The organism is Rhodococcus sp. MurmanLake-1 (assembly GCF_056945715.1).
Map to the genome: position 1 here is coordinate 268303 of NZ_JBWZNF010000001.1, position 24997 is coordinate 293299.

The following is a 24997-nucleotide window of genomic DNA, read 5'->3' on the forward strand; positions in this document are numbered from 1 at the left end:
CAGCTGCGATGTTACCGATCAGTCAGCTTCCAGCAAATATTCATCAAACAACCATTTGGGACTATTGTCCTGAATATCATGGCTAAAACGGCCCTATATAACAAACCGAAGCGCCGGTACCCGACGAACGGGCACCGACGCTCCGGTGAAATGTATTCAGTTGATCCTGCCGAGGCTGCTTGTCAGACCGTGAAGCCGAGTGCGCGCAGTTGCTCGCGTCCGTCTTCGGTGATCTTGTCCGGTCCCCACGGCGGCAACCACACCCAGTTGATCTTCATGTCGGTACACAGATCGCTACGCACAAGTGCGCCGCGTGCCTGGTCCTCGATCACGTCGGTCAACGGGCACGCCGCCGACGTCAAAGTCATGTCGATCGTGACGACACCGTCGTCTTCGAAGAGTCCGTAGACCAAGCCGAGATCGACGACGTTGATTCCCAGTTCGGGGTCGACGACGTCGCGCATCGCTTCTTCGAGTTCGTCGAGTCGCTCAGGCGACGGGACAGTGCCACTGCCCTGTGCGCCACCGAATTCCGCAGTGGAATCGGGATTCGGATTCACCGGAGCGCCGACCTCGGCGTCCTGCACTGGTTGTGTCTCGGTCATGATCCCTGTCCTTCAGTCGTGTCGACCAATTCACTGCTGCTGTCCGCCGTCGTCACAGCACTGCCGTCGACAATCTGGACTACAGCATCCTTGAATGCCATCCATCCGAGCAAGGCGCACTTCACGCGTGCCGGATACTTCGAGACACCGACGAACGCGATGCCGTCGCCGAGAACGTCCTCGTCCCCCTCGACGGTGCCCCGACTGCTCACCATCTCGTTGAACGCCGTCACCGTCTTCAATGCGTCGGTGACCTGCATCCCGATGACGAGGTCGTTCAGCACCGACGTCGACGCCTGGCTGATCGAACAACCCTGCCCGTCGTACGAGACGTCGGAGACCGTTCCGTCCTCGGAGATCTGGACGCGCAACGTCACCTCGTCGCCACACGTCGGGTTGACGTGGTGCACCTCGGCGCCGAACGGCTCACGGAGTCCGCGGCCGTGCGGATGTTTGTAGTGATCGAGGATCACTTCCTGATACATCTGCTCCATGCGCATGATTCAGTTCAACTCCCCTGCGACACCGAAAAATTCCTGCGCACGCTTGATCGCTGCAACGAGAACATCGATTTCCGCGGTGGTGTTGTAGAGCGCAAACGACGCACGGGCCGTCGCAGCGACACCGAACTTACGATGCAGCGGCCACGCGCAATGGTGTCCGACGCGGATCGCGACGCCCTCGTCGTCGAGGATCTGTCCGAGGTCGTGGGCGTGAATACCGTCCACGACAAAGGAAATCGCTCCGCCGCGGTTCTCGGACGTCTGCGGTCCGATGATGCGCAGACCTTCGATCGCCGACAACTTTTCGAGAGCAGCCTCCACCAACACGTGCTCGTGCGCGGCGACGGCGTCCATCCCGAAGGTGTTCAGGTAATCCACGGCAGCGCCCAGTCCGACCACCTGTGAGGTCATCGGGACGCCGGCTTCGAAACGCTGAGGCGGCGGCGCGTAGGTGCTGACCTCCATGGTGACCGTCTCGATCATCGACCCGCCGGTGATGAACGGAGGCATCGCTGCCAGCAGTTCACGACGGCCGTAGAGAACTCCGACCCCCGAAGGGCCGAGCATCTTGTGGCCCGAGAACGCCGCGTAGTCCACTCCCAGTTCGTGGAAGTCGACGGCCATGTGAGGCACCGACTGGCACGCGTCGAGCACGACGAGTGCACCGACGGCGCGTGCTCGTCGCACCAATTCCTCGACGGGCGCGATCGCGCCGGTCACGTTGGACTGGTGGGTGAACGAAACGACCTTCACCGCGTCTGTCAGCTCCAGCGAATCGAGATCGATCCGGCCGTCGTCGGTGACGCCGTACCACTTGAGCGTCGCACCGGTTCGGCGCGCAAGTTCCTGCCAGGGAACGAGGTTGGCGTGGTGTTCGAGTTCGGTGATGACGATTTCGTCGCCAGGACCGACATGGCGGTCGAAGCGATCGTCACCGAGAACGTAGGTCACCAGATTGAGAGCCTCGGTGGCGTTCTTGGTGAACACCAACTCGTCCGAATCCGCGCCCACGAAAGAAGCGATGGTGGCGCGAGCATTCTCGTACGCGTCCGTCGCCTCTTCTGCGAGCTGATGAGCACCCCGGTGTACTGCCGCGTTACACGTGGTCAGGAAGTCCCGTTCGGCATCGAGAACCTGGACCGGACGCTGCGAGGTAGCGCCGGAATCCAAGTACACCAAAGGTTTTCCGTCGCGCACGGTTCGCGCCAGGATCGGGAAGTCGGCCCGAACCGCTGTGACGTCGAGCTCGCGCACCGAGGTGGTCATCGTGATTACGCTCCCTGGGTAGCTGCGGTGTCCGCGGTGAAACGAACGTAGCCGTTGGTCTCGAGCTCGTCGGCCAGCTCCGGTCCACCGGACTCGACGATGCGGCCACCGACGAACACGTGAACGAAGTCGGGGTTGATGTAGCGCAGAATGCGCGTGTAGTGCGTGATCAGCAGAACTCCGCCGTTCTCGCGCTCCTTGTAGCGGTTGACGCCTTCGGAGACGGTGCGCAGAGCGTCGACGTCGAGGCCGGAGTCGGTCTCGTCGAGGATCGCGATCTTCGGCTTGAGCATGCCCAGCTGCAGGATCTCGTGGCGCTTCTTCTCGCCACCGGAGAAGCCTTCGTTGACCGAGCGCTCGATGAACGAGGGATCGATCTCGAGCTCGCTGAGGGCTTCCTTGACTTCCTTGACCCAGTGGCGCAGCTTGGGAGCCTCGCCTCGCACGGCCGTAGCGGCGGTGCGCAGGAAGTTGGACATGGAAACGCCGGGAACCTCGACGGGGTACTGCATTGCCAGGAAGAGCCCGGCACGTGCACGCTCGTCGACGCTCATTGCGAGGACGTCTTCACCGTTGAGGGTGATGGAGCCGGACGTGACCTGGTACTTGGGGTGACCGGCGATGGCGTACGACAGAGTCGACTTGCCGGAGCCGTTGGGGCCCATGATCGCGTGGGTCTCCCCCGAGCGGACCGTCAGGTCGACGCCCTTGAGGATCTGGATGGGCTCGGCGTTGGCATCGGAGTTGGCGACCTCGACGTGCAGGTCACGAACCTCGAGGACCGAGGTGGTGGTGTTGTCACTGGTAGACATGAAATTCCTTCAAGATGAGGCGGGCGAGCGTAGCGACGGGGTGGTGTCGCAGGCGGGGCGGTCAGGAGCCGACGGCTGCGAGTTCGGCTTCGACTGCGGCTTCGAGGCGATCGCGCACCTCGGGAACAGCGATCTTGTTGATGATTTCGTGGAAGAACCCACGTACGACCAGACGACGAGCCTGATCCTCCGGGATACCACGAGCACGCAGGTAGAACAGCTGCTCGTCGTCGAAACGTCCCGTTGCACTTGCGTGGCCGGCACCGACGATCTCACCGGTCTCGATTTCGAGGTTCGGAACCGAGTCGGCGCGGGCGCCGTCGGTCAGCACCAGGTTGCGGTTGAGCTCGAACGTGTCGGTGCCCTCCGCTGCGGCGCGGATGAGAACGTCGCCGATCCACACGGTGTGCGCGTCGGGCTTGCCGGATCCGGGATCGCCCTGAAGCGCACCCTTGTAGACCACGTTGGACTTGCAGTTGGGCTGCGAATGATCGACCAGCAGACGCTGTTCCAGATGCTGGCCGGCGTCGGCGAAGTACAGGCCGAGCAGTTCGGCGTCGCCGCCCGGTCCGTCGTACTTGACGGTGGCGGACAGGCGAACCAGGTCGCCGCCCAGGCTGATCGAGGTGTATCGAAGCACTGCGTCGCGATTCAGGCGAGCGTGGTGTGACGTCACGTGAACTGCGTCGTCCGCCCAGTCCTGGATGGCCACCACGGTCAGCTGCGAACTGTCACCGAGAACGAATTCGATGTTCTCCGCGAAGGTTCCGCTGCCGCGCTGGTCGATCACGAACGTCGCCTTGGCGAACTGTGCCAGGTGAATCTGGGTGTGTCCGTAGGCGACGTTGTCGACTCCGGGGCCGGTCATGGTGACCACGACTGGCTTCTCGACCTCGACCTCGGCGCCCACCGAGATGACCGTTGCAGTCTCGAAGCTCGAATACGCCTGCGCTGCAATGCGATCAGCGGGAACGCCGGCTTTGCCCAGACGCGCGTCGTCACGGCCGACGGTCTCGACGGTGATGTCGCTTCCCCCGTCGACCTCGACGGTGACCTGTCCGTTGGCGACGGCGCTGCCGTCATGCAGTCCCCGGAGACGACGCAGCGGGGTGAACCGCCAGATCTCGTCACGTCCGCCGGGAACCTCGAATGCATTGACGTCGAACGAGGAGAACTGCTCGCCCTTGTTCGTGATAGGTGAGCCTGTGGCTGCACCCTTTACAGGAGCGGTCGGGTTCTCCCCGGCAACAGCTCCGATGACTCCGGTCTCTGGCGTGGTCACTAACCCACAGCCCCTTCCATCTGAAGTTCGATAAGGCGGTTGAGCTCGAGCGCGTACTCCATCGGGAGTTCCTTCGCGATGGGCTCGACGAATCCACGCACGATGGTGGCCATCGCCTCGTCCTCGGTCAGTCCGCGGCTCATGAGGTAGAAGAGCTGATCGTCACTGACCTTGGAGACGGTGGCCTCGTGACCCATGGTGACGTCGTCCTCGCGGATGTCGACGTACGGGTAGGTGTCGCTTCGGCTGATCTGGTCGACCAGCAGAGCGTCACACTTGACGGTCGACTTGGAGCCGTGGGCACCCTTGTTGACCTGCACCAGACCGCGGTACGACGCACGTCCACCACCACGGGCGACAGACTTGCTGATGATGGTCGAGGACGTGTGCGGCGCGAGGTGGAGCATCTTGGCGCCGGTGTCCTGGTGCTGGCCCTCGCCGGAGAACGCAACGGAGAGAACCTCACCGCGGGCGTACTCGCCCATCAGCCACACGGCCGGGTACTTCATGGTGACCTTGGAGCCGATGTTGCCGTCGACCCACTCCATGGATCCGCCTGCCTCGACCTTGGTGCGCTTGGTCACCAGGTTGTAGACGTTGTTGGACCAGTTCTGGATGGTCGTGTAGCGGCAGTGGCCGCCCTTCTTCACGATGATCTCGACGACGGCCGAGTGCAGTGAATCGGACTTGTAGATCGGCGCGGTGCAACCCTCGACGTAGTGCACGGAGGCATCTTCGTCGACGATGATCAGGGTGCGCTCGAACTGACCCATGTTCTCGGTGTTGATACGGAAGTACGCCTGCAACGGGATGTCCACGTGGACTCCCGGCGGAACGTAGATGAACGAGCCACCGGACCACACGGCGGTGTTCAGCGCGGAGAACTTGTTGTCGCCGGCCGGGATGACCGATCCGAAGTACTCCTTGAACAGCTCCGGGTGCTGCTTGAGACCGGTGTCCGTGTCGAGGAAGATGACGCCCTGCTCCTCGAGGTCCTCACGGATCGAGTGGTAGACGACCTCGGACTCGTACTGAGCTGCGACGCCGGCCACGAGGCGCTGCTTCTCCGCCTCGGGGATGCCGAGCTTGTCGTACGTGTTCTTGATGTCCTCGGGCAGATCTTCCCACGACTCGGCCTGCTTCTCGCTGGACCGGACGAAGTACTTGATGTTGTCGAAGTGAATACCTTCGAGGTCGCTGCCCCAGTTCGGCATCGGCTTCTTGTCGAAGGTGCGCAGCGCCTTGAGGCGGATGTCGAGCATCCACTCGGGCTCGCTCTTCTTGGCGGAGATGTCCCGCACGACAGCCTCGGACAACCCGCGCTGCGCGCTGGCTCCGGCTTCGTCGGAATCGGACCAGCCGTAGCCGTAATGACCGAGGGACGCGATGGTCTCTTCCTGCGTGAGCGGCTCGGTGCCTGCTGCCGCAGTGGTAGTCGCCTGGTCTGATGTGACGGTCATGCGAGCTCCTTCCGGAGTCTTGTTTCTTGACGGCTGCTCGGGTTCAGCGAGGGCTGGTCGCTGTGGTCGAGCAGTTCTGACTTTGAAGAACTAGCTGAAAAATCTCTATTCGAACGCTGCACGGTGGCAACGCTCTGTAGAACACTCTGGTCCGGTCATCTACTCCCGGTGGACACGAGGGGCACGTGCGTCGTGCAGGCGCAGTCACCGTTGGCGATGGTCGCCAGACGCTGAACATGAGTCCCGAGCAATTGCCGGAATGCTTGCTGCTCTGCCTCGCACAGTTCCGGAAACTCTTCTGCCACATGGGAAACCGGGCAATGGTGTTGGCAGATCTGCACGCCGTTGCCGACCGGCCGGGTCGACGCTGCGAACCCCACCGCGTTGAAGGCTTCGGCGATTGCGTCCGCTGTCGCCTCGACGTTGTCGACATCTGTCGGATCAGCCGGTTCGACGTCTCCGACGATCGCCTGGACCCGACGCTTGGCGAACTCCTCGATTGCCGCGTCTCCGCCGATTTCACGGAGTTGCCGCATCGCGGCTCCCGCCAGATCGTCGTAGGTGTGGCCGAGGCGGCCGCGACCGGTCGCGGTGATCTGGAACTGCTTGGCGGGACGACCTCGTCCGCGCTGACGCAGCGACGACGCCGAAGCGGTACGGGCTTCGCCCGACTCGATCAACGCATCCAAGTGACGTCGGACACCTGCGGCACTCAAACCGAGGCGTGTGCCGATTTCGGAGGCGGTAATGGGGCCTTCTTCGAGTAGCAGCTTGACCACTGCCGCCCGCGTCTGACCTTCGACGCTCACCGTAACCGGATTTGCGGCAGCACTCGGCGAGGCCGCTACAGTGGGCTGACCTGCAACTTCCTTGCTTTGTGGGTCTGACGCATTTCTTTTCACAACACAAGTGTGACGGAATTCTTTTCGCAGGTCTACTAAGGGCAACCTGCATTACATTCGGGAATATCCGGACAACGTACGTTGTTTGTGCTTGTCTGTCCGGCTGGATGGAGCCGCTACGCTGCCTGGTGTGCCGCAGACCCCCGAGAAGACGACGACCGCGCGATCGGCGCGCGCGATCCTGCTGGAAAAACCCAAGGCACTCGCGCTTTCCACAATCGGCGTTCGACCTTTCGGATCCGCTCCCCGGCAGAGTATGGCCGCGGTGCTGCACGGCGACGAGGACGAGCGCCCGGGCCTGAACGCGAAGGAAACCGCACAACTGCGAGGGATCCGCCGATTCGGCGCGACCGGCGCGGTCTTGATGGCAGTCGGAGCGCTCGGCGCCGGCGCACAACCCGTCCTGCAGAATCCGACCGCAGGACTTCGAGTCCTCAGCCTTCCCGGACGTATGCCGACGGTCTCACTCACCATGACGATGACCGGAACCGTGCTCGTCGTTCTGGCCTGGCTGATGATGGGCCGATTTGCAGTCGGGGACATACGCAGCCGTTCCGGCGCACCGCGGCGCATGACCCGTTCCCAGTTGGACCGCACACTCCTGCTGTGGATCCTGCCGCTCTCGGTCGCACCGCCGATGTTCAGCCGCGACGTCTACTCGTATCTGGCTCAAAGCGAAATCGCGGCCCGTGGACTCGATCCGTACGCCATCGGTCCCAAGGCGGCACTGGGTGTCGACCACGTTCTCACCCGCACGGTTCCGACGATCTGGCGCGACACCCCGGCTCCGTACGGACCGTTCTTCCTGTGGCTGGGACGCGGGATCAGCTCACTGACCGGCGACAACATCGTGGCCGGAATCTTCTTGCACCGCTTGCTCGCATTGGCCGGCGTCGCGCTCATCGTGTGGGCGATACCTCGACTGGCCAAGCGATGCGGTGTCTCTGCCGTCAGTTCGCTCTGGCTCGGTGCCGCGAACCCGCTGTTGCTCTTCCACTTGGTGGCCGGCATCCACAACGAAGCGCTCATGCTCGGGTTGATGCTCGCCGGAATCGAGATCGCCCTCCGCGCAGTCGAAGGGTCCGGGCCCATCCGTGGCCGAGCGCTGTTCTATCTCGTTGCGGGATCAGGTTTGATCGCATTGTCGTCGACCGTCAAAATTCCGTCCTTGCTTGCCTTGGGATTTGTCGGCATGGCCTTGGCTCGGCGTTGGGGTGGAACCTGGAAAGCCCTGGCGGGAGCCGCGATCCTCCTGGGCGTCGTTGCCGCTGTCGTCACGTTTGTCATCAGCGTGGCCAGTGGGCTCGGTATGGGCTGGATCAACACCCTCGACACCGCCACCGCAGTCCGGAGTTGGATGTCCATCCCGACGCTCCTGGGCGTCGGCACGGGATTGGCCGGTGTACTGCTCGGACTCGGCGATCACACGACGGCGATCCTCACGATCACGCGGCCCATCGCGACTCTCGTCGCCATGCTCGTCACCGCACGGATGATGATCTCGGTGTACATGGGCCGCATACACCCGGTCGGTGGACTCGGCATCGCACTCGGAGCGATCGTTCTCCTGTTCCCCGTCGTTCAGCCGTGGTACCTGCTGTGGGCGATCCTTCCGCTGGCCGCGTGGGCCACCGCACCGATTTTCCGCATCCCTGCCGTCGTTTTCACCTCGATCGTCAGCGTCATGTTGATGTCCAACGGCGCCGAATACCTTCCGTTCATGATCGTGCAGGCCGTCATCGCGACCATCCTCACCGCCGGAACGCTCATCGTCTTCACCCGCAATTCACTCCCCTGGCGTAGCGACAAGCCAGTAGCGGAGATCACGAAAGGCGGACCGGTAGACGAAGACAACTCGGCGGGGGCTTACGCTGATTCCCCGTGACCTCGAGAGCCTCCAGATCGTCGACGCCGGCGGTACAGATCCAGGGTGTCGTCAAGTCCTTCGACGGTGTTCGAGCCGTCGACGGTATCGATCTCACTGTCGAGACGGCCCAGGTCGTTGCCCTGCTCGGCCCCAACGGAGCCGGTAAGACAACCACCGTCGAGATGTGCGAAGGGTTTGTCACCCCCGATGCCGGCACGGTTCGAGTGCTCGGTCTCGACCCCATCGCCGACTCCGGTGAAGTCCGCTCACGAATCGGCGTCATGCTGCAGGGCGGCGGCGCGTACCCCGGGTCCAAGGCCGGGGAAATGCTCGACCTCGTGGCCGCATACTCGGCCGACCCGCTCGATCCCGCCTGGCTCCTTTCCAAACTCGGCCTCACCGATGCGCGCAAGACCCCGTACCGCCGTCTCTCCGGAGGCCAGCAGCAACGACTGTCCCTGGCGTGCGCGCTGGTCGGCCGCCCCGAATTGGTATTTCTGGACGAACCCACCGCTGGACTCGACGCTCAGGCGCGCCTGCTCGTGTGGGAACTCATCGACGCTCTGCGACGCGACGGCGTGAGCGTCCTGCTCACCACACACCTCATGGACGAGGCCGAAGCACTCGCCGACGAACTGGTCATCATCGACCACGGCAAGATCGTCGCATCGGGAACGCCGGCCGAGGTCACCAGCAAGGGCGCCGAAGGACAACTCCGTCTGACGACGGTTCCCGGTTTGAGCCTCGATTCGCTGGCCGGTTCACTCGCCGGGTTCCGCATCGAGGAATCCAACCCAGGCACCTACGTCGTCGAAGGTGCAATCGATCCGGCAACCGTGGCAACAGTTGCGACGTGGTGTGCCGATCAGGACGTGCTGATCAACGACATTCGCGTCGATCAACGGAGTCTGGAAGACGTCTTCCTCGAATTGACGGGCCGGGAACTGAGGGGATGACGGAGATCAAGGTCATGAACGAAACAGCGTCGAACGGCCAGAGCAGTCCCATCAGCGTTGCCCGAGACCGGCGGCTCGCCGAGAACCGCTTCGAGCCAGGCACCTTCTCGCCGGATCCCCGCCCCAATTCGGCGGCCAAGATGCTGGCGGCGCAGACCAAACTGGAGCTGACACTTCTGCTCCGCAACGGTGAGCAATTGCTGCTCACCATGTTCATCCCGATCACCCTGCTCATCGGACTGTGTCTACTTCCGATCGGCGATTTGGGCGATTCTCGGGTCGATACCGTGCTCCCCGGTGTCATGATGGTTGCCGTGATGTCGACGGCGTTCACCGGACAGGCCATCGCCGTCGGATTCGATCGCCGATACGGCGCGCTCAAACGACTCGGTGCAACGCCTCTACCGCGGTGGGGAATCATCGCAGGCAAGAGCGCTGCCGTCATCATCGTCGTGGCGCTGCAGTCGCTGTTGCTCGGCGCTATCGGTTTGGCGTTGGGGTGGCGTCCGTCGTTCGTCGAACTTGTACTCGGCGCAGTGGTCATTGCCATCGGTACTGTCACATTTGCAGCGCTTGGCCTGCTGCTCGGCGGTACATTGCGAGCAGAAATCGTTCTCGCGCTCGCCAACGTCCTGTGGTTCATCATGGTGGGCATCGGCAGTGTGGTCTTCGCCAGCGGTGAACTCCCGACCGCTGTTCACACGCTGGTGCGCATTGTTCCGTCCGGCGCCCTGGCACACGCACTCGAAGCGGCCCTCGACACCTCGATGGACTGGTTCTCGATTCTCGTACTTCTCGTCTGGGCCGCAGTGGCCGGAGTCTGCGCAGCAAGGTGGTTCAAGTTCACGTGAGTACACGACGGACAGCTCAGATCGTCGGCTGTGTGGCCGCAACAGTGATGTTGTGTGCCGGACCCGCAACGGCGACCCCTTCGGTGTCCGGTCCACTCGCACCTGCAAATCCGCACCTCGGTCCCGTCGGTACTTCCACCATGCACGGTGACGCGGGCTCGTCCGACGTCACGCCGCTGCCTGGTCCAGGAACCGGCCCACACGAGGTGACAGCTTTCCCGATGATGGCCGCCTGCCCGACGGTCCTCCAGGGGTCCGACGGCATGATCGTCTCGCTCTGCACGACGATGATCGGCCAGATCCCGACCATCCATTTGATCGATCCGAAGGCCGACGCCACACCCTTGGGACGGTCGGTCGCGCAACTGCCGCTCGCGAAGGGCAGCCTGCTCGGCGGCGTCTACGCCTACCTCGACAACGAGAACCGTCTCGTAGCCGTCGACGGAAACCGTCAACTGGTCCGCATTTCCCATGCGCAGAATCCGGACGGCAGTTGGCGGCTGGAACTCGCGGATGTCATCGATCTCAGTGGTGCGGTTGCCGCCGACGACAACGTCACCGGCCTCGCCCCGGATTGGGACGGCAATGTCTGGTTCGCCACGGGGCACGGCACCGTCGGGTACGTCGGCGCGGATCGAATCGCGCACAGCATTGCGCTCCCCGAGGGTGAGCAGGTGCAGAACAGCATCTCCACCTCCCCGACGGGCACTGCCGTCGCAACGACCCACGCGCTTTACCAACTGAAGCGAAGTGGCGACGAAGTCGTCATCGACTGGCGTCAGCCGTACGACCGAGGGCCGGCCCGCAATCCGGGTCAGCTCAGCTGGGGAACCGGATCGACTCCGACATACTTCGGCCCGTCGACGGGCAGCGATTTCTTGACCATCGTCGACAACGCCCACCCGACAGTGAGCTTGCACGTCTATCGCGCTGACACGGGCGCCGAGGTGTGCACGCAGCCGGTGTTGTCCGCGGCCAGCAAGGACGGCTCACCGAGTGGCAGCGAGAACTCCCCCGTCGGCATCGGTCATTCGGTCTACGTGGCCGGCACTTACGGATACCCGTACCCCACGACTCCTGAAGGTGCCGGTCCAGCGGTCCCCGCCACGGCACCCTTCAACGGCGGAATGACCCGGGTCGACATCGATCCGGTCGGCTGCCATGTCGTGTGGGACAACACGATTCGTAGCTCCGCGGTACCGCACCTCTCGACGGCGGACGGCTCGATCTACACCGTCACGCGGGACGGTAATCCGAGCACCTCTCCGCTCGACGGGTACTCGTTCGCGGTGATCGACTCGAAGGACGGGTCACAGATCGGTTCGACTCCGCTGCCGTCGACGATCCTCAACGACACCCTGCAGATGTCGGCACTCATCACCGAGTCGGGCGAGTACTTCCAGGGAACGATCTCGGGAATCGTGCGCGTTCGAGCGAACTGACGCGAGCTGGTCCCGACGACGCGGGGCAGCTCGCTTCGCGCCTGCTTCAACGCCTGCCCCCAACGACGCGGGGCAGGCGCGGAGCGAGCTGGCCCCAACGACACTGTGTAGTTGATGGGGAACTACGATCGTTGGCGTGGTGAATCGTGTGTATGCCGGATTTTTACGCTTGGTGGATCGACTACCTCTCCCCTCGCTGAAAACGCAGAAAATCATCGCGTTCATCGTGATCCTGACGCAGGGCGGCATCGCTGTCACCGGCGCGGTGGTGCGCGTGACGGACTCGGGACTCGGTTGCCCGACGTGGCCGCAGTGCTTCCCCGGTAGCTTCGTCCCGGTCGGCCACGGACAGGTCGCGGTGATTCACCAAGCCGTCGAGTTCGGCAACCGCCTACTCACGTTCCTGGTCGTCATCGTCGCTGCCGCAATCGTGCTCGCGGTGACTCGCGCTCGCCGCCGCAAAGAGGTGCTTGTCTACGCCTGGATGATGCCGCTCGGCACTGTCGTTCAGGCAGTGATCGGCGGTATCACCGTCCTCACAGGTCTCCTGTGGTGGACGGTCGCCATTCACTTGGTGGCGTCGATGCTGATGGTCTGGGTTGCCACGGTGATGTACGCGAAGATCGCGGAACCCGACGAGGCAACAACTCTGGTCGTGATGCCGAAGCCGCTGCGCTGGCTTACCGCGCTGTCAGGTGTCGCGCTCGCCGGCGTATTGGTCGCCGGAACTCTCGTGACGGGCGCAGGTCCCCACGCGGGCGACAAGGGCCTGGACCGCACGGTTCCGCGCCTGGAGGTCGAGATCGTGACGCTTGTTCATCTGCACTCACAGCTGCTGGTCGGATATCTCGCGCTGGTCGTGGGTCTGACATTCGGTCTATATGCGGTCGGGACATCTGCGGCCGTGAAGATCCGTCTGAAGGTCCTGCTCGGACTGATCCTCGCCCAAGCGCTCATCGGGGTCGTGCAGTACTTCACCGATGTGCCGGAAGTTCTGGTGATCATGCACGTCGCCGGTGCGGGACTGTGCACGGCTGCGACCGCAGCAGTTTGGGCTGCGGGTAAGACCCGCCAGTACACGCCGACCGATTCGCCGATACCGGCTCTCTGACGCTTCAAGACACGTGTGGGGCGTAGGAACACCAAGAAGTGTTCCTACGCCCCACACGTCATTTCAGGCTTCGTTGCGTGCTTTCGGGAACCGGGTCTGGTTGGCGACCCAACCGGCCATCTTCTTGAAGTGGCCTTCCTGGGGGGTGACGATGCTCGTCAGCTCACGCTCCCACTCGGCAACGGTGACGGTGTCGAACGACGCAACGACGGCATTGGCCGTGGCGAGGTCCTCGACAACCTGATCACCGAGGATGCCGTCGGCACCCACGAGAGTGATGCGAACGCCGGCCAGGCCGACCGGCTGAATGACGGCGCTGGCGGAGCCGCCGTGCTCGGCGACGAACTTGGTGATGGCGTTCACCGTGGACTTCGGCAGTTCCGGCGCGGACGGGGTGGCGTCCGACTTCTCGGTATCGGTGCTCATGACTCGACAATACTGGTCGGTAGCCCGGAAGCGACACCAGGCATGGACTGAGCGTCGGCCGTCCCGGGTGTAGAACAGAAACCATGCGAGCCATCTACGTGACCGAGACCGGCGGACCAGAGGTTCTGACTCTGACCGAACAACCCGAACCGACACCCGGCCCAGGCGATCTACTCGTCAGGACCGAAGCGATCGGCATCAATTTCATCGACACGTATTTCCGAATGGGCCAGTACAAGCGCCCGCTCCCCTATATTCCCGGCGACGAGGGCAGCGGCGTCGTCGAAGCTGCCGGTTCCGACGTCACCGAATTCGCCGTTGGTGACCGTGTCGCGTGGGCGGCCGCCACGGGCAGCTACGCCGAGAAGGTGGCTGTTCCCGCCGCAGTCGCGGTGAAGGTGCCCGACGGTGTCCCGGCATCGGCCGCAGCGTCGGCGCTCCTGCAGGGGATGACGGCGCACTACCTCGCTAAGTCGACGTATCCGATCCAGAGCGGCGACACCGTGCTCGTGCACGCGGGCGCGGGCGGCGTCGGGTTGATCCTGACGCAGATGGCCGTCAGCCTCGGGGCGAAGGTCATCACGACTGTGTCGTCGGATGCGAAGGAAGAACTCTCGCGCGGCGCCGGTGCCTCGGAGGTCCTGCGGTACGACGAGGACATCGCAGCGAGAGTCCGGGAGTTGACCGGCGGCGAAGGAGTAGCGGCGGCATACGACGGCGTCGGCGCGACAACTTTTGATTCGAGCCTGGCTTCCGTCCGTATTCGCGGCACTGTCGCATTGTTCGGTGCGGCCAGTGGCCCGGTTCCGCCGGTTGATCCGCAGCGGCTCAATTCATCGGGTTCGCTGTTCCTGACGCGTCCGACGCTTGCGCATCACATTCGCACTCGTGAGGAACTGACCTGGCGTGCCGGCGATGTCTTCGACGCCATTGCGGCCGGGAAGCTCGATATTCGCGTCGGCGCCGAGTATCCCCTCGCCGACGCGGCAACAGCCCATCGGGATTTGGAAGGTAGAGCAACGACCGGGTCGATCGTTCTGATCCCCTAGCGAAGTGCTGTGCGCCTTTATTAACCGCCCGCGGTTAATAAAGGCGCACAGCAGAATCAGCTGAGCATGTCGCTGATCGTCTGGAGTCCGAGAACCGAGTCGACAGCGAGGCCGACGAAAACGATCGCAAGATAGTTGTTCGACTGCAGGAACAGGCGCAGCGGCTTGACCTGAGCACCGCCGCGAACGCTGCGGTACAGCTGATGAGCCATGAGCAGGAACCACGCACCGGCGACGATGGTGATTGCGGCGTAGATGACGCCCGACGCGGGGACGAGGACAAGCGTCGTGACGACCATCGCCCAGCTGTAGAACAGGATCTGCTTGGTCACGTGCTCCTCGGTGGCGATCACCGGAAGCATGGGAACGCCTGCCGCCTTGTAGTCCTCTTTGTATCGCATCGCGAGCGCCCAGGTGTGCGGCGGCGTCCAGAAGAAGATGATCAGGAACAGCACGACGGGCTGCCAGCTCAGCGACCCGGTGACAGCGGCCCAGCCCACGAGGACGGGCATACATCCGGCTGCGCCACCCCAGATGACGTTCTGCCAGGTACGACGCTTGAGAACCATCGTGTAGATGAGGACGTAGAACGCGATCGTGATCACGACGAGGATGCCGGCCAGGAGGTTGGCTCGCCACCACAGCCACAGGAACGACGCGAGTCCGAGAAGAAGTCCGAAGACGAGTGCGTTACGGGTCGGCACCGCCTCGCGGGCCAACGGACGCTTCGCGGTGCGCTTCATGACCTTGTCGATGTCGGCGTCGACGACGCAGTTGAGCGAGTTCGCACTCGCTGCGCCCATCCAGCCACCGAAGAGGGTGCTGAGGATCAGAACGATGTCGACCGTTCCGCGATCTGCCAGCAGCATTGCCGGAATGGTTGCCACCAACAGCAATTCGATAACTCGCGGCTTCGTGAGCGCGATATAAGCCAGAACCTTGCCCGTTGCGCGACCCCACACCGTATCGGTATTGGTCGCCCGCGGGGCGGCACCTGGGCTGCCGAAGCCATGTCCGCTCGGCTGTTGCCCTGTCCGCACGTTCTCTCCTTGCACCACGCGTTACCGCACTAACTGTTCACGACACACTGCTGACACTGTCCTCTACTACGAACGATGGTAGACCGCAGCCATTGAGGAACCGAATCGACCCGGACAGCCAGGACCATTAGGCTGGGTTACGCAGTGGAGGGACACCCCACCCTCGCAATCCACGTACACCATGTCAGGAGACATCTGCCAGTGTCGATCACAGACGAGATCCACGTCCTCACGCAACCCGTCCACCCCTCGGACTGGACCGACCTGGACACCAAGGCTGTCGATACCGCCCGCGTGCTCGCCGCCGACGCGGTTCAGAAGGTCGGCAACGGCCATCCCGGAACTGCAATGAGCTTGGCGCCGTTGGCATACACCCTCTTTCAGCGCATCATGCGCCACGATCCTTCGGATGCAGAATGGGTCGGCCGTGACCGCTTCGTTCTTTCCTGTGGCCATTCGTCCTTGACGCTGTACACCCAGCTCTACCTGTCGGGCTACGGTCTCGAGCTTGCTGACCTCGAAGCTCTCCGCACGTGGGGCGCACTGACCCCCGGTCACCCCGAGGTCGGCCACACCGTCGGCGTCGAGATGACCACCGGTCCGCTCGGCCAGGGCCTTGCGTCCGCAGTCGGCATGGCCATGGCTGCACGTCGTGAGCGCGGGCTGTTCGATCCGGAGACCCCGGTCGGCTCCTCTCCCTTCGACCATCACATCTACGTGATCGCGTCCGACGGTGACATCGAGGAAGGCGTCACCTCCGAGGCGTCGTCTCTCGCGGGTGTCCAGGAACTGGGCAACCTGATCGTCTTCTACGACGACAACAAGATCTCCATCGAGCACGACACCGCCATCGCTCTCGGCGAAGATGTCGGAAAGCGCTACGAGGCGTACGGCTGGCACGTTCAGCACGTCGATGGCGGCGAGAACGTCTCCGGCATCCTCGACGCGGTTGCCGCAGCCAAGGCCGTCGTCGACCGTCCGTCCATCATCTTGCTCCGCACCATCATCGGTTTCCCGGCGCCGAAGAAGATGAACACCGGCGACGTTCACGGCTCCGCACTCGGTGCCGACGAGGTCGCCGCGGTCAAGGAAGCCCTCGGGTTCGATCCGAGCAAGTCCTTCGACGTCGACGCCGACGCTCTGGCTCACGCCCGTGAGGTCGTCTCGCGCGGAGCCGACGCACACAAGGCATGGCAGGTCGAGTTCGACGCGTGGGCCGCACGTGAGTCCGAGCGCAAGGAACTCTTCGACCGCCTGTTCGCCGGTGAGTTCCCCGCCGGCTGGGCCGACGCTCTCCCGACCTACGAGGCCGACGCCAAGGGCGTTGCGACTCGCAAGGCCTCCGGTTCGGCTCTCAACGCGCTCGGACCGATCCTGCCCGAGCTGTGGGGCGGTTCCGCCGACCTCGCCGGCAGCAACAACACCACCATCAAGGGCGCAGATTCGTTCGGCCCCTTCTCCATCTCCACGAGCGACTGGACTGCGCAGCCTTACGGCCGCACGCTTCACTTCGGTATCCGTGAGCACGCGATGGGCTCGATCCTCAACGGCATCGCGCTGCACGGCCCGACCCGCCCGTACGGCGGAACCTTCATGGTCTTCTCCGACTACATGCGTCCGGCGGTTCGCCTGGCTGCACTGATGAAGACTGCCGTCACCTACGTCTGGACCCACGACTCGATCGGTCTCGGCGAAGACGGCCCGACTCACCAGCCGGTCGAGCACCTCGCTGCTCTTCGTGCGATCCCGAACCTCGCCGTCGTCCGCCCGGGTGACGCCAACGAGACCTCGTTCGCATGGCAGGCAGCACTCGAGAACAAGACGGGCCCGACGGCTCTGGCGCTCACCCGCCAGGACATCCCGGTGCTCGAAGGCACCAAGGAGAAGGCTGCCGAAGGCGTCAAGCGCGGCGCTTACGTCCTCGTCGACGCTGCCAACGGTTCGCCCGAGGTCATCTTGCTTGCGACCGGTTCCGAACTGCATCTGGCCACCGAGGCTCGCGAGACCCTCGAAGCTCAGGGCGTCGCAACCCGCGTCGTTTCCGTGCCGTGCCTCGACTGGTTCCTCGAGCAGGATCAGGCGTACCGCGACGAGGTCATTCCGCCCGCCGTCCGCGCACGCGTGTCCGTCGAAGCCGGTATCGCAATGCCGTGGTGGCGCATCCTCGGCGACGCCGGCCAGGCCGTCTCGCTCGAGCATTACGGCGCTTCCGCCGATTACAAGACCTTGTACCGGGAGTTCGGCATCACCGCCGACGCGACTGTCGAAGCCGCGCAGCGCTCCCTCGCATCTGTGAAGGGATGATCTCGATGACACAGAACGTGAATACCGAAAAGCTCTCCGCTGCAGGCGTTTCCATCTGGCTTGACGACCTCTCGCGAGATCGCATCCAGTCCGGCAACCTGCAAAACCTCATCGACACGAAGTCGATCGTGGGTGTCACGACCAACCCGTCGATCTTCCAGGCGGCACTGTCCAAGGGCTCGGCCTACGACGCTCAGGTTCGCGAGTTGGCCGAGCGCGGCGCCGATGTCGACGCCACCATCACGGCCGTCACCACCGACGACGTGCGCGCTGCGTGCGACATCCTGGCCCCGCAGTTCGAGGCCTCGAACGGCGTCGACGGCCGCGTGTCCATCGAGGTCGATCCTCGTCTGGCGCACGACACCGACGCGACTGTCGCGCAGGCGATCGAGCTGCACAAGATCGTCGACCGCCCGAACGTCCTCATCAAGATCCCCGCGACGCTGGCCGGTATCCCCGCCATCGCCAAGGTGATCGGTGAAGGCATCAGCGTCAACGTCACTTTGATCTTCTCGGTCGAGCGCTACGAAGCTGTCATGGGCGCGTACCTCGACGGTCTGGACACCGCCAAGGCTGCCGGCCGCGACATCTCGTCCATCGAGTCGGTCGCCTCGTTCTTCGTCTCCCGTGTGGATTCCGAGATCGACAACCGCCTCACGGCGATCGGCACGCCGGAAGCTCTCGAGCTTCGTGGCAAGGCTGCACTCGCAAACGCTCGTCTGGCGTACAACGCGTACCAGCAGATCTTCGAGGTGCAGCCGCGCTTCCAGGCTCTCCTGGCCGATGGCGCCAAGGCTCAGCGCCCGCTGTGGGCGTCGACCGGCGTGAAGAACCCGGATTACCCGGACACGCTCTACGTCACCGAGCTGGTTGCGCCCAACACGGTCAACACCATGCCGGAGAAGACGCTCGACGCTCTCGCCGACCACGGTGAGATCACGGGCGACACGATTTCGGGCACCGCTCAGGACTCGCAGGTCGTCTTCGATCAGCTCGCAGCTGTCGGCATCGATCTTGCGGACGTGTTCAAGGTCCTCGAGACCGAGGGCGTCGACAAGTTCGAGGTGTCCTGGAACGAGTTGCTCGACGCAACTGCCGAGCAGCTTCGCGCAGCAACCCAGAAGAGCTGAGCCTGTGAGCGATTCCGCGGCGGCATCAGATTGGGTGAATCCCCTTCGGGACAGCACCGACAAACGGCTTCCGCACATTGCGGGGCCCTGCGCCCTGGTGATCTTCGGTGTTACCGGCGACCTCGCCAGGCGCAAGCTCATGCCAGCCATCTACGACCTCGCCAACCGTGGACTGTTGCCGCCCGGATTCGCTCTGGTCGGGTTCGCCCGGCGTGAATGGACGGACGAGGACTTCGCGAACGTCGTCCTCGAAGCAGTCAAGGACGGTGCTCGCACCAAGTTCCGTCAGGATGTCTGGGAGAGGCTCGCCGAAGGTATCCGGTTCGTGGAGGGCAGTTTCGACGAGGCCGAGGCCTTCCAGAACCTGTCCGAAACGTTGGCCACCCTCGACAACGAACGTGGTATCGGCGGCAATCACGGGTTCTACCTTGCGATTCCGCCCAACGCGTTTCCTCAGGTGCTCGAGCAACTGTCGGCGTCGGGCCTCGCGCAGGCCGAGGACGGTCAGTGGCGACGAGTTGTCATCGAGAAGCCGTTCGGTCACGACCTCGAGAGCGCTCGCGAACTGAACGCCGTCGTCAACAAGGTGTTCCCCGAGGACACGGTCTTCCGTATCGACCACTACCTCGGCAAGGAAACGGTCCAGAACATCCTGGCTCTGCGCTTCGCGAACCAGTTGTTCGATCCGATCTGGAACGCGCACTACGTCGACCACGTCCAGATCACGATGGCCGAGGACATCGGCCTCGGTGGGCGTGCCGGGTACTACGACGGCATCGGCGCGGCCCGTGACGTGATCCAGAACCACCTGCTCCAATTGCTCGCGTTCACGGCGATGGAAGAACCCATCAGCTTCGAACCGCTCAATCTGCAGGCGGAGAAGATCAAGGTTCTTTCGGCAACGCGTCTGGCCGAACCACTCGACGAGACCACTGCCCGCGGACAATACGAAGGTGGTTGGCAGGGCGGGTTGCCGGTGGTCGGACTCCTCGAAGAAGAGGGCTTCGCAGCGGACTCCACAACGGAGACCTTTGCCGCCATCACCCTCGAGGTCGACACCCGTCGCTGGGCGGGCGTGCCATTCTACCTGCGCACGGGCAAGCGTCTCGGCCGCCGCGTCACCGAGATCGCAGTGGTCTTCAAGCGCGCACCACACCTGCCGTTCGACAAGACCATGACCGAAGATCTCGGCCAGAACGCACTCGTGATCCGCGTGCAGCCTGACGAGGGCGTCACCATGCGGTTCGGCTCGAAGGTTCCCGGATCGAGCATGGAAGTCCGTGACGTCAACATGGACTTCTCGTACGGTCAGGCTTTCACCGAGTCGTCACCGGAGGCGTACGAGCGACTCATCCTCGACGTGTTGCTCGGCGAACCGTCTCTCTTCCCCGTCAATGCCGAAGTCGAATTGTCTTGGGAAATCCTCGATCCCGTCCTCGAACACTGGGCAGCCGGCGGCAAGCCGGAACCCTACGAGGCTGGAACGTGGGGACCACCGTCTGCGGACGAAATGATGCAACGCACCGGACGCGAATGGAGGCGACCCTAGTGATTCTCGATTTGCCCTCCACCACCACGGTCCAGGTCAGCAAGAAACTGGTCGAGGTACGTAAGACCGGCGGCGCTGTCACCCTGGGACGTGTGCTCACGCTTGTCGTCTGCACCAGGGACACCGGGAACGCCGAGGCCGCAATCGAGGCCGCCAACGAAGCAAGCCGCGAGCACCCCTGCCGCGTCATCGTGCTTCTGCGTGGCGACGAGCAGAGCGAGCCTCGGCTCGATGCTCAGATCCGCGTCGGTGGGGATGCCGGCGCCTCTGAGGTCGTGGTGCTGCGCCTCTACGGCCCCCTGGCGGACCACGAGAGCAGCGTCGTCATCCCGTTCCTGCTCCCCGACACACCGGTAGTCGCGTGGTGGCCCCTCGAGGCACCTGAGATTCCGGCGAAGGACCCCGTCGGAAAGCTTGCGATCCGTCGCATCACCGACGCCACCGGTGCCCCGGATCCGACTGCCACCATCAAGGGACGACTCGCGTCGTACACCGCCGGTGACACCGATCTCGCCTGGAGTCGCGTCACCTACTGGCGCGCACTGCTCGCGTCGGCTCTCGATCAGCCGCCGCACGAGAAGATCACCTCAGCGGTGGTCTCCGGTCTCAAAACCGAACCGGCACTGGATATTCTCGCCGGTTGGTTGGCAGCCAAGATCGACGGTCCGGTCATCCGACGTACGGGTGAGCTCACCGTCGAGCTGAAGCTGGAGACTCGCAGCATCTCCATCAGCCGCCCACAGGAGGGTACGACCGCAACCCTGATCCGCACCGGTCAGCCCGACTCGCTGGTCTCGCTCGGTCGTCGAGAGACGCGCGATTGCCTCGCCGAGGAATTGCGTCGGCTCGATCCGGACGAGATCTACGAAGAAGCTCTGGCTGGATTGGAGAAGGTGACCTATGAGTGATGTTGTCGTAGAGAAGTTTTCCGACGCCGGCCAACTGGTCGATGCCGCTGCCGCACGCCTGGTCACGACAATCGTTGATGCCCAGAGGGCTCGCGGGTTCGCATCCATCGTTCTGACGGGTGGCGGAACCGGGATCGCACTTCTCGAGAAGTTGCGTGACGCTCCCGGCGACATCGACTGGTCGCAGATCGATCTGTACTGGGGCGACGAGCGGTTCCTGCCGTCCGGCGATCCCGAGCGGAACGAAGTCCAGGCTCGTGAGGCGCTTCTCGATCACGTGCCGGTCGATCCCGACAGGGTGCATGCGATGGCCGCCTCCGACGGTATCTACGACGGTGATCCGCACGGGGCGGCGACGGCGTACGAACAACTGCTGGGCGCTCAGGCACACGGCAATCAGGTTCCGACGTTCGACGTGCACCTGCTCGGCATGGGTGGAGAAGGACACGTCAACTCGTTGTTCCCGCACACCGACGCCGTTCGCGAGGAAGCTCGTTTCGTTGTCGCGGTGACGGACTCCCCCAAGCCGCCACCGGTACGGATCACCCTGACGTTGCCTGCTGTTCGGCGTGCCAAAGAGGTCTGGCTGCTCGTCTCGGGTGCTGCAAAGGCCGAGGCCGTTGCCAAAGCTGTCGGAGGTGCTTCGTCCGAGGACTGGCCGTCCGCCGGCGCCACCGGTTTGGTGGCGACGCGTTGGTTCCTCGATACGGACGCTGCCTCGCAGCTCTGATCTGATTTCACGGATCTGATTTCACACCGGGCCGGGAATCGTCTTCAGGCGATTCCCGGCCCGGTGGTACATCGAGGACATTTTCACAGTGGCGAGTCATGACTACCCGCTGAGTCCGGATCCGATGCGAATTTCCTTTTGACGGAACGGAACTCAATCCCGAGATCCCTTGTCTCCAACGGGCACTCTGCCCTGCACAATGATTCATCTCTCCCCCTGTCTCGTTCTTTCGAGCGATTACTACCTTGGACGCCGCGAAGTAGGGTTCGGTTCCGCAGATCGCTTTCACTCTTGAACGAAGCAATCCAGGCGAGAACAATCGAACAATGTCGTGGACACCGAATCCGGATGCACTTCGCGGGCGAGTGGCTGTTGTTGCCGGGGCGACGAGGGGCGCCGGACGCGGAATCGCCGCAGCCCTGGGTGAGGCCGGTGCAACCGTCATCTGCACTGGCCGGAGCACATCTGCCGGAATACTTCAGTCGGACTATCCGCGCGGCGAAACCATCGAGGAGACGGCAGAGCTTGTCACCGAACTGGGCGGCGTCGGCGTGCCGATTGCCGTCGATCATCTCAAGAGCAAACAAGTGGCTGATCTCGCCGAACGCTTGCGCGCCGACTATCAACATATCGACATCTTGGTCAATGACATCTGGGGCGCGGAACTACTCAAGGGTGGGCCGGCGGAGTGGAACACGCCGGTATGGGAACACGATCTGGACAAGGGCTTTCACATTCTGCGCCTGGCGATCGACACCCACATCACCACGTCGCACCACCTCCTGCCGCTGATGATCGATCGGCTAGGCGGACTGGTCGCCGAAATAACCGACGGCACTACCGAATACAACGCATCGAACTATCGCATCTCGGTGTTCTACGACCTGGCGAAGGTATCCGTGAACAGGCTTGCATTTTCGCAAGGCCACGAACTTGCCCCGTTCGGCTGTACTGCCGTCGCCATCACTCCGGGGTTCCTGCGATCGGAGATGATGCTCGACAATTTTGGTGTCGGCGAATCGAATTGGCGTGACGCTTTGTCGCCGGAGCGGGATGGGCCGACTGCACCTCCGGATTTTGCCCGCTCCGAGTCACCAAGATTCACAGGACGTGCGATCGCCGCCCTCGCCGCCGATTCGAATCGGAAGCGATGGAATCAGCGATCGGTCAGTTCAGGCGAACTCGGAACGGCATACGGGTTCACCGACACCGACGGCAGCCGCCCCGATTTTTGGCGAGCCAACTGAATCCGACAGTGATTAAGATCCGTTTCATGGCCGAATTCGCGACGATCGACGAATACATCGCGTCGTTTCCCACCAGCGTGCAGCGAGCCCTCGGGAGCATCCGCGAGACGATCCACAGCACTGTTCCCGGCCTCGATGAGACCATCAGCTATCGGATGCCGACCATGACGGTGAATGGGAAGAACCTGGTTCACTTCGCAGGCTGGAAACACCACATCTCGATGTACCCACTCCCCGCAGGTGACGCAGAGTTCGAGAAGTCCGTCGACCCGTACCGGGCTGCGAAATCAACCGTGAGGTTCCCGCTGAACAAACCGATCCCCTCGATCTCGTGGCTCGAATCGTCGAATTGCTCGCGCAGCGCCACTAACCTCAGTTCCCGTCGGAGCCTTGTGAGAGCGTATGGCCGTGCAGAGACAACCCATCCGACGCATCAAGGCCGGGACATCGTCGGGCGCTGACGTAGGCAGCTGGCCGATGACGGTGCCCGCGGTTGCGCAGATCGTTCGGGACGGTCTTGAACTTCCACCGGGTGTCACCATTCTGGTCGGCGAAAACGGAGCGGGGAAGTCGACCGTCATCGAAATTCTTGCCGCCGTTCTCGGTCTCAATGCCGAAGGCGGGTCTACCAATACGCGACATCAGACCAGATCGAGTGAACCGAGCGGCCTCGACCTTGTGGTCGAGCGGAGCCCCGGCGCGTCGAAGTGGGCGTACTACCTCCGAGACGAAACCTTGCACGGGTTGTACACGTATTTGGAGGACAACCCCAATCCCAGGCGACCTGAACCGCTTTACCATCACCTTTCCCACGGTGAGGCGCTGCTCGAGATCTTGTCGTCGAGGACCTCCGACGGCGGCTTCTATCTGATCGACGAACCCGATGCCGCACTCTCATTCCAAGGGACCTTGACGCTGGTCGCGCTGCTAGGTGAGCTGATGGAATCCGGCGCGCAGGCGGTGATCGCGACGCACTCGCCGATCATCGCGGCACTGCCGAACGCCAATCTGCTCGAGATCGGCGAATGGGGAATCCGAGCCGCGAGCTGGGAGGACCTCGATCTGGTCTCGAACTGGCAGCGGTTCCTTCACGACCCGCAGACGTACCTGCGCCACCTGATCTAACCTGGAACTCCACCCCAGGAGGCCTCCATGGCATACGACAAGGCGCTGGCTGAGCGTATCCGCGATGCGCTCTCGGGCGAGAGCGACGTCGAAGAAGTAAAGATGTTCGGTGGGCTGAGCTTCATGGTGAACGGGAAGCTGGCCGCCAGTGCGAACTCACACGGCAACATCATGGTTCGGTGTGACCCCGATCGAGTTGACGAACTCCTGACGCACAAGGGTGCAAGTTGGCCCGAGATGCGGGGTAAGCCGATGAGCAAGGGATGGATCGTCGTCGACCGAACCGGGACGAGTTCGAACGTCGAGTTCAATGCGTGGATCAAGGAAGCTCTGGACTTCGTGCACTGACTGGTACTGCCGGTTCGATCAATTTCGCTCGATTCGGCAAAAAGTGAAGTGGGCGGCCCTAGACTCCGAAAAAGCATTGGATTG

At 63.2% G+C, this 24997-nt stretch carries 24 protein-coding genes; 15 read left to right on the forward strand and 9 right to left on the reverse strand.

From position 1 onward, the window contains the following. Nucleotides 1-182: 182 nt before the first annotated feature. From AC2ETI_RS01060 to AC2ETI_RS01090, 7 genes are all read right to left on the reverse strand, one after another. Nucleotides 183-605: a metal-sulfur cluster assembly factor gene (locus tag AC2ETI_RS01060; RefSeq protein ID WP_003944963.1), complete on the reverse strand. Its 423-nt coding sequence runs from the start codon at nt 603-605 to the stop codon at nt 183-185. After that, nucleotides 602-1105 (reverse strand): Fe-S cluster assembly sulfur transfer protein SufU, encoded by a 504-nt coding sequence (gene sufU / locus AC2ETI_RS01065; protein WP_003944894.1) that lies wholly within the window; start codon nt 1103-1105, stop codon nt 602-604. Before sufU ends, AC2ETI_RS01060 begins: the two co-directional genes overlap by 4 nt. A 3-nt stretch (nt 1106-1108) precedes the next feature. Continuing rightward, entirely contained in the window at nt 1109-2374 is a 1266-nt protein-coding gene (locus AC2ETI_RS01070) for a cysteine desulfurase (RefSeq protein WP_003944865.1), read from the reverse strand. A 5-nt stretch (nt 2375-2379) separates the two neighbouring features. Continuing rightward, the gene (gene sufC, locus AC2ETI_RS01075) at nt 2380-3186 is read right to left on the reverse strand and encodes a Fe-S cluster assembly ATPase SufC (protein WP_003944795.1); all 807 of its coding nucleotides are present in this window, start codon (nt 3184-3186) and stop codon (nt 2380-2382) included. Nucleotides 3187-3247: 61 nt separating this feature from the next. Then, nucleotides 3248-4468 (reverse strand): Fe-S cluster assembly protein SufD, encoded by a 1221-nt coding sequence (gene sufD, locus AC2ETI_RS01080; RefSeq protein WP_020907733.1) that lies wholly within the window; start codon nt 4466-4468, stop codon nt 3248-3250. Continuing rightward, nucleotides 4468-5928: a Fe-S cluster assembly protein SufB gene (gene sufB, locus AC2ETI_RS01085; RefSeq protein ID WP_003944799.1), complete on the reverse strand. Its 1461-nt coding sequence runs from the start codon at nt 5926-5928 to the stop codon at nt 4468-4470. The genes sufD and sufB overlap by 1 nt, the downstream gene beginning before the upstream one ends. A gap of 155 nt (nt 5929-6083) precedes the next feature. Then, a complete protein-coding gene (locus AC2ETI_RS01090) occupies nt 6084-6830 on the reverse strand; it encodes a helix-turn-helix transcriptional regulator (RefSeq protein ID WP_437436506.1) in 747 nt (248 codons plus the stop codon). A 130-nt stretch (nt 6831-6960) separates the two neighbouring features. Between AC2ETI_RS01090 and mptB the strand changes: the two genes are divergently transcribed. The 5 genes from mptB (at nt 6961) to AC2ETI_RS01115 (ending at nt 13057) form a co-directional block, all read left to right on the forward strand. Continuing rightward, nucleotides 6961-8715, forward strand: coding sequence for a polyprenol phosphomannose-dependent alpha 1,6 mannosyltransferase MptB (gene mptB / locus AC2ETI_RS01095; protein ID WP_081329031.1), 1755 nt, complete (start codon nt 6961-6963; stop codon nt 8713-8715). After that, a complete protein-coding gene (locus AC2ETI_RS01100) occupies nt 8712-9653 on the forward strand; it encodes an ABC transporter ATP-binding protein (protein WP_007727917.1) in 942 nt (313 codons plus the stop codon). Before mptB ends, AC2ETI_RS01100 begins: the two co-directional genes overlap by 4 nt. A 14-nt stretch (nt 9654-9667) precedes the next feature. Continuing rightward, nucleotides 9668-10504, forward strand: a complete 837-nt coding sequence (locus AC2ETI_RS01105) for an ABC transporter permease (RefSeq protein ID WP_370333988.1) — start codon at nt 9668-9670, stop codon at nt 10502-10504. A gap of 47 nt (nt 10505-10551) precedes the next feature. Next, nucleotides 10552-11946, forward strand: coding sequence for a hypothetical protein (locus AC2ETI_RS01110; protein WP_021344236.1), 1395 nt, complete (start codon nt 10552-10554; stop codon nt 11944-11946). Nucleotides 11947-12082: 136 nt separating this feature from the next. Continuing rightward, the gene (locus AC2ETI_RS01115; RefSeq protein ID WP_019748407.1) at nt 12083-13057 is read left to right on the forward strand and encodes a COX15/CtaA family protein; all 975 of its coding nucleotides are present in this window, start codon (nt 12083-12085) and stop codon (nt 13055-13057) included. Nucleotides 13058-13120: 63 nt separating this feature from the next. On the opposite strand, the gene AC2ETI_RS01120 is transcribed toward AC2ETI_RS01115, so the two are convergent. After that, nucleotides 13121-13483, reverse strand: coding sequence for a hypothetical protein (locus AC2ETI_RS01120; RefSeq protein ID WP_019748406.1), 363 nt, complete (start codon nt 13481-13483; stop codon nt 13121-13123). A gap of 83 nt (nt 13484-13566) precedes the next feature. Here AC2ETI_RS01120 and AC2ETI_RS01125 point away from each other — a divergent pair, with 83 nt between their 5' ends. Then, nucleotides 13567-14532 carry a quinone oxidoreductase family protein gene (locus AC2ETI_RS01125; RefSeq protein WP_020907725.1) on the forward strand — a complete coding sequence of 322 codons (966 nt, stop codon included), beginning with the start codon at nt 13567-13569 and terminating at the stop codon, nt 14530-14532. A gap of 56 nt (nt 14533-14588) precedes the next feature. Here the strand turns inward: AC2ETI_RS01125 and AC2ETI_RS01130 are convergent, their stop codons facing one another. After that, a complete protein-coding gene (locus AC2ETI_RS01130) occupies nt 14589-15572 on the reverse strand; it encodes a heme o synthase (protein ID WP_003944994.1) in 984 nt (327 codons plus the stop codon). Between the two features lie 201 nt (nt 15573-15773). Here AC2ETI_RS01130 and tkt point away from each other — a divergent pair, with 201 nt between their 5' ends. The 9 genes from tkt to AC2ETI_RS01175 all read left to right on the forward strand — a co-directional run bounded on the left by tkt (nt 15774) and on the right by AC2ETI_RS01175 (nt 24913). Continuing rightward, nucleotides 15774-17876: a transketolase gene (gene tkt, locus AC2ETI_RS01135; RefSeq protein WP_019748403.1), complete on the forward strand. Its 2103-nt coding sequence runs from the start codon at nt 15774-15776 to the stop codon at nt 17874-17876. A gap of 5 nt (nt 17877-17881) precedes the next feature. Continuing rightward, complete coding sequence (tal, locus tag AC2ETI_RS01140; protein WP_029255341.1) at nt 17882-19006, forward strand: transaldolase; 1125 nt, start codon at nt 17882-17884, stop codon at nt 19004-19006. Nucleotides 19007-19010: 4 nt separating this feature from the next. After that, complete coding sequence (zwf, locus tag AC2ETI_RS01145) at nt 19011-20555, forward strand: glucose-6-phosphate dehydrogenase (protein ID WP_020907722.1); 1545 nt, start codon at nt 19011-19013, stop codon at nt 20553-20555. Further along, nucleotides 20555-21463 carry a glucose-6-phosphate dehydrogenase assembly protein OpcA gene (gene opcA / locus AC2ETI_RS01150; RefSeq protein ID WP_019748400.1) on the forward strand — a complete coding sequence of 303 codons (909 nt, stop codon included), beginning with the start codon at nt 20555-20557 and terminating at the stop codon, nt 21461-21463. Before zwf ends, opcA begins: the two co-directional genes overlap by 1 nt. Continuing rightward, nucleotides 21456-22193 (forward strand): 6-phosphogluconolactonase, encoded by a 738-nt coding sequence (gene pgl / locus AC2ETI_RS01155; protein ID WP_019748399.1) that lies wholly within the window; start codon nt 21456-21458, stop codon nt 22191-22193. Before opcA ends, pgl begins: the two co-directional genes overlap by 8 nt. A 326-nt stretch (nt 22194-22519) precedes the next feature. Then, nucleotides 22520-23440 carry an SDR family oxidoreductase gene (locus tag AC2ETI_RS01160; RefSeq protein WP_483633467.1) on the forward strand — a complete coding sequence of 307 codons (921 nt, stop codon included), beginning with the start codon at nt 22520-22522 and terminating at the stop codon, nt 23438-23440. A gap of 26 nt (nt 23441-23466) precedes the next feature. Next, nucleotides 23467-23901 (forward strand): iron chaperone, encoded by a 435-nt coding sequence (locus tag AC2ETI_RS01165; RefSeq protein WP_483633468.1) that lies wholly within the window; start codon nt 23467-23469, stop codon nt 23899-23901. Further along, the gene (locus AC2ETI_RS01170) at nt 23843-24565 is read left to right on the forward strand and encodes an AAA family ATPase (protein ID WP_483633469.1); all 723 of its coding nucleotides are present in this window, start codon (nt 23843-23845) and stop codon (nt 24563-24565) included. Before AC2ETI_RS01165 ends, AC2ETI_RS01170 begins: the two co-directional genes overlap by 59 nt. Nucleotides 24566-24592: 27 nt before the next feature. Further along, nucleotides 24593-24913, forward strand: a complete 321-nt coding sequence (locus tag AC2ETI_RS01175; RefSeq protein WP_019748395.1) for a TfoX/Sxy family protein — start codon at nt 24593-24595, stop codon at nt 24911-24913. Nucleotides 24914-24997 lie beyond the last annotated feature (84 nt).

Bases quoted from the DNA above. Each gene is read 5' to 3' on its own strand.
- AC2ETI_RS01175 (WP_019748395.1), top strand. From the start codon at position 24,593: ATGGCATACGACAAGGCGCTGGCTGAGCGTATCCGCGATGCGCTCTCG.
- tal (WP_029255341.1), top strand. From the start codon at position 17,882: ATGACACAGAACGTGAATACCGAAAAGCTCTCCGCTGCAGGCGTTTCC.
- sufC (WP_003944795.1), bottom strand. From the start codon at position 3,186: ATGTCTACCAGTGACAACACCACCACCTCGGTCCTCGAGGTTCGTGAC.
- AC2ETI_RS01170 (WP_483633469.1), top strand. From the start codon at position 23,843: ATGGCCGTGCAGAGACAACCCATCCGACGCATCAAGGCCGGGACATCG.
- AC2ETI_RS01120 (WP_019748406.1), bottom strand. From the start codon at position 13,483: ATGAGCACCGATACCGAGAAGTCGGACGCCACCCCGTCCGCGCCGGAA.
- AC2ETI_RS01110 (WP_021344236.1), top strand. From the start codon at position 10,552: ATGTTGTGTGCCGGACCCGCAACGGCGACCCCTTCGGTGTCCGGTCCA.
- sufB (WP_003944799.1), bottom strand. From the start codon at position 5,928: ATGACCGTCACATCAGACCAGGCGACTACCACTGCGGCAGCAGGCACC.
- AC2ETI_RS01070 (WP_003944865.1), bottom strand. From the start codon at position 2,374: ATGACCACCTCGGTGCGCGAGCTCGACGTCACAGCGGTTCGGGCCGAC.
- AC2ETI_RS01125 (WP_020907725.1), top strand. From the start codon at position 13,567: ATGCGAGCCATCTACGTGACCGAGACCGGCGGACCAGAGGTTCTGACT.
- AC2ETI_RS01060 (WP_003944963.1), bottom strand. From the start codon at position 605: ATGACCGAGACACAACCAGTGCAGGACGCCGAGGTCGGCGCTCCGGTG.
- pgl (WP_019748399.1), top strand. From the start codon at position 21,456: ATGAGTGATGTTGTCGTAGAGAAGTTTTCCGACGCCGGCCAACTGGTC.
- AC2ETI_RS01160 (WP_483633467.1), top strand. From the start codon at position 22,520: ATGTCGTGGACACCGAATCCGGATGCACTTCGCGGGCGAGTGGCTGTT.
- AC2ETI_RS01165 (WP_483633468.1), top strand. From the start codon at position 23,467: ATGGCCGAATTCGCGACGATCGACGAATACATCGCGTCGTTTCCCACC.
- sufU (WP_003944894.1), bottom strand. From the start codon at position 1,105: ATGCGCATGGAGCAGATGTATCAGGAAGTGATCCTCGATCACTACAAA.
- AC2ETI_RS01105 (WP_370333988.1), top strand. From the start codon at position 9,668: ATGAACGAAACAGCGTCGAACGGCCAGAGCAGTCCCATCAGCGTTGCC.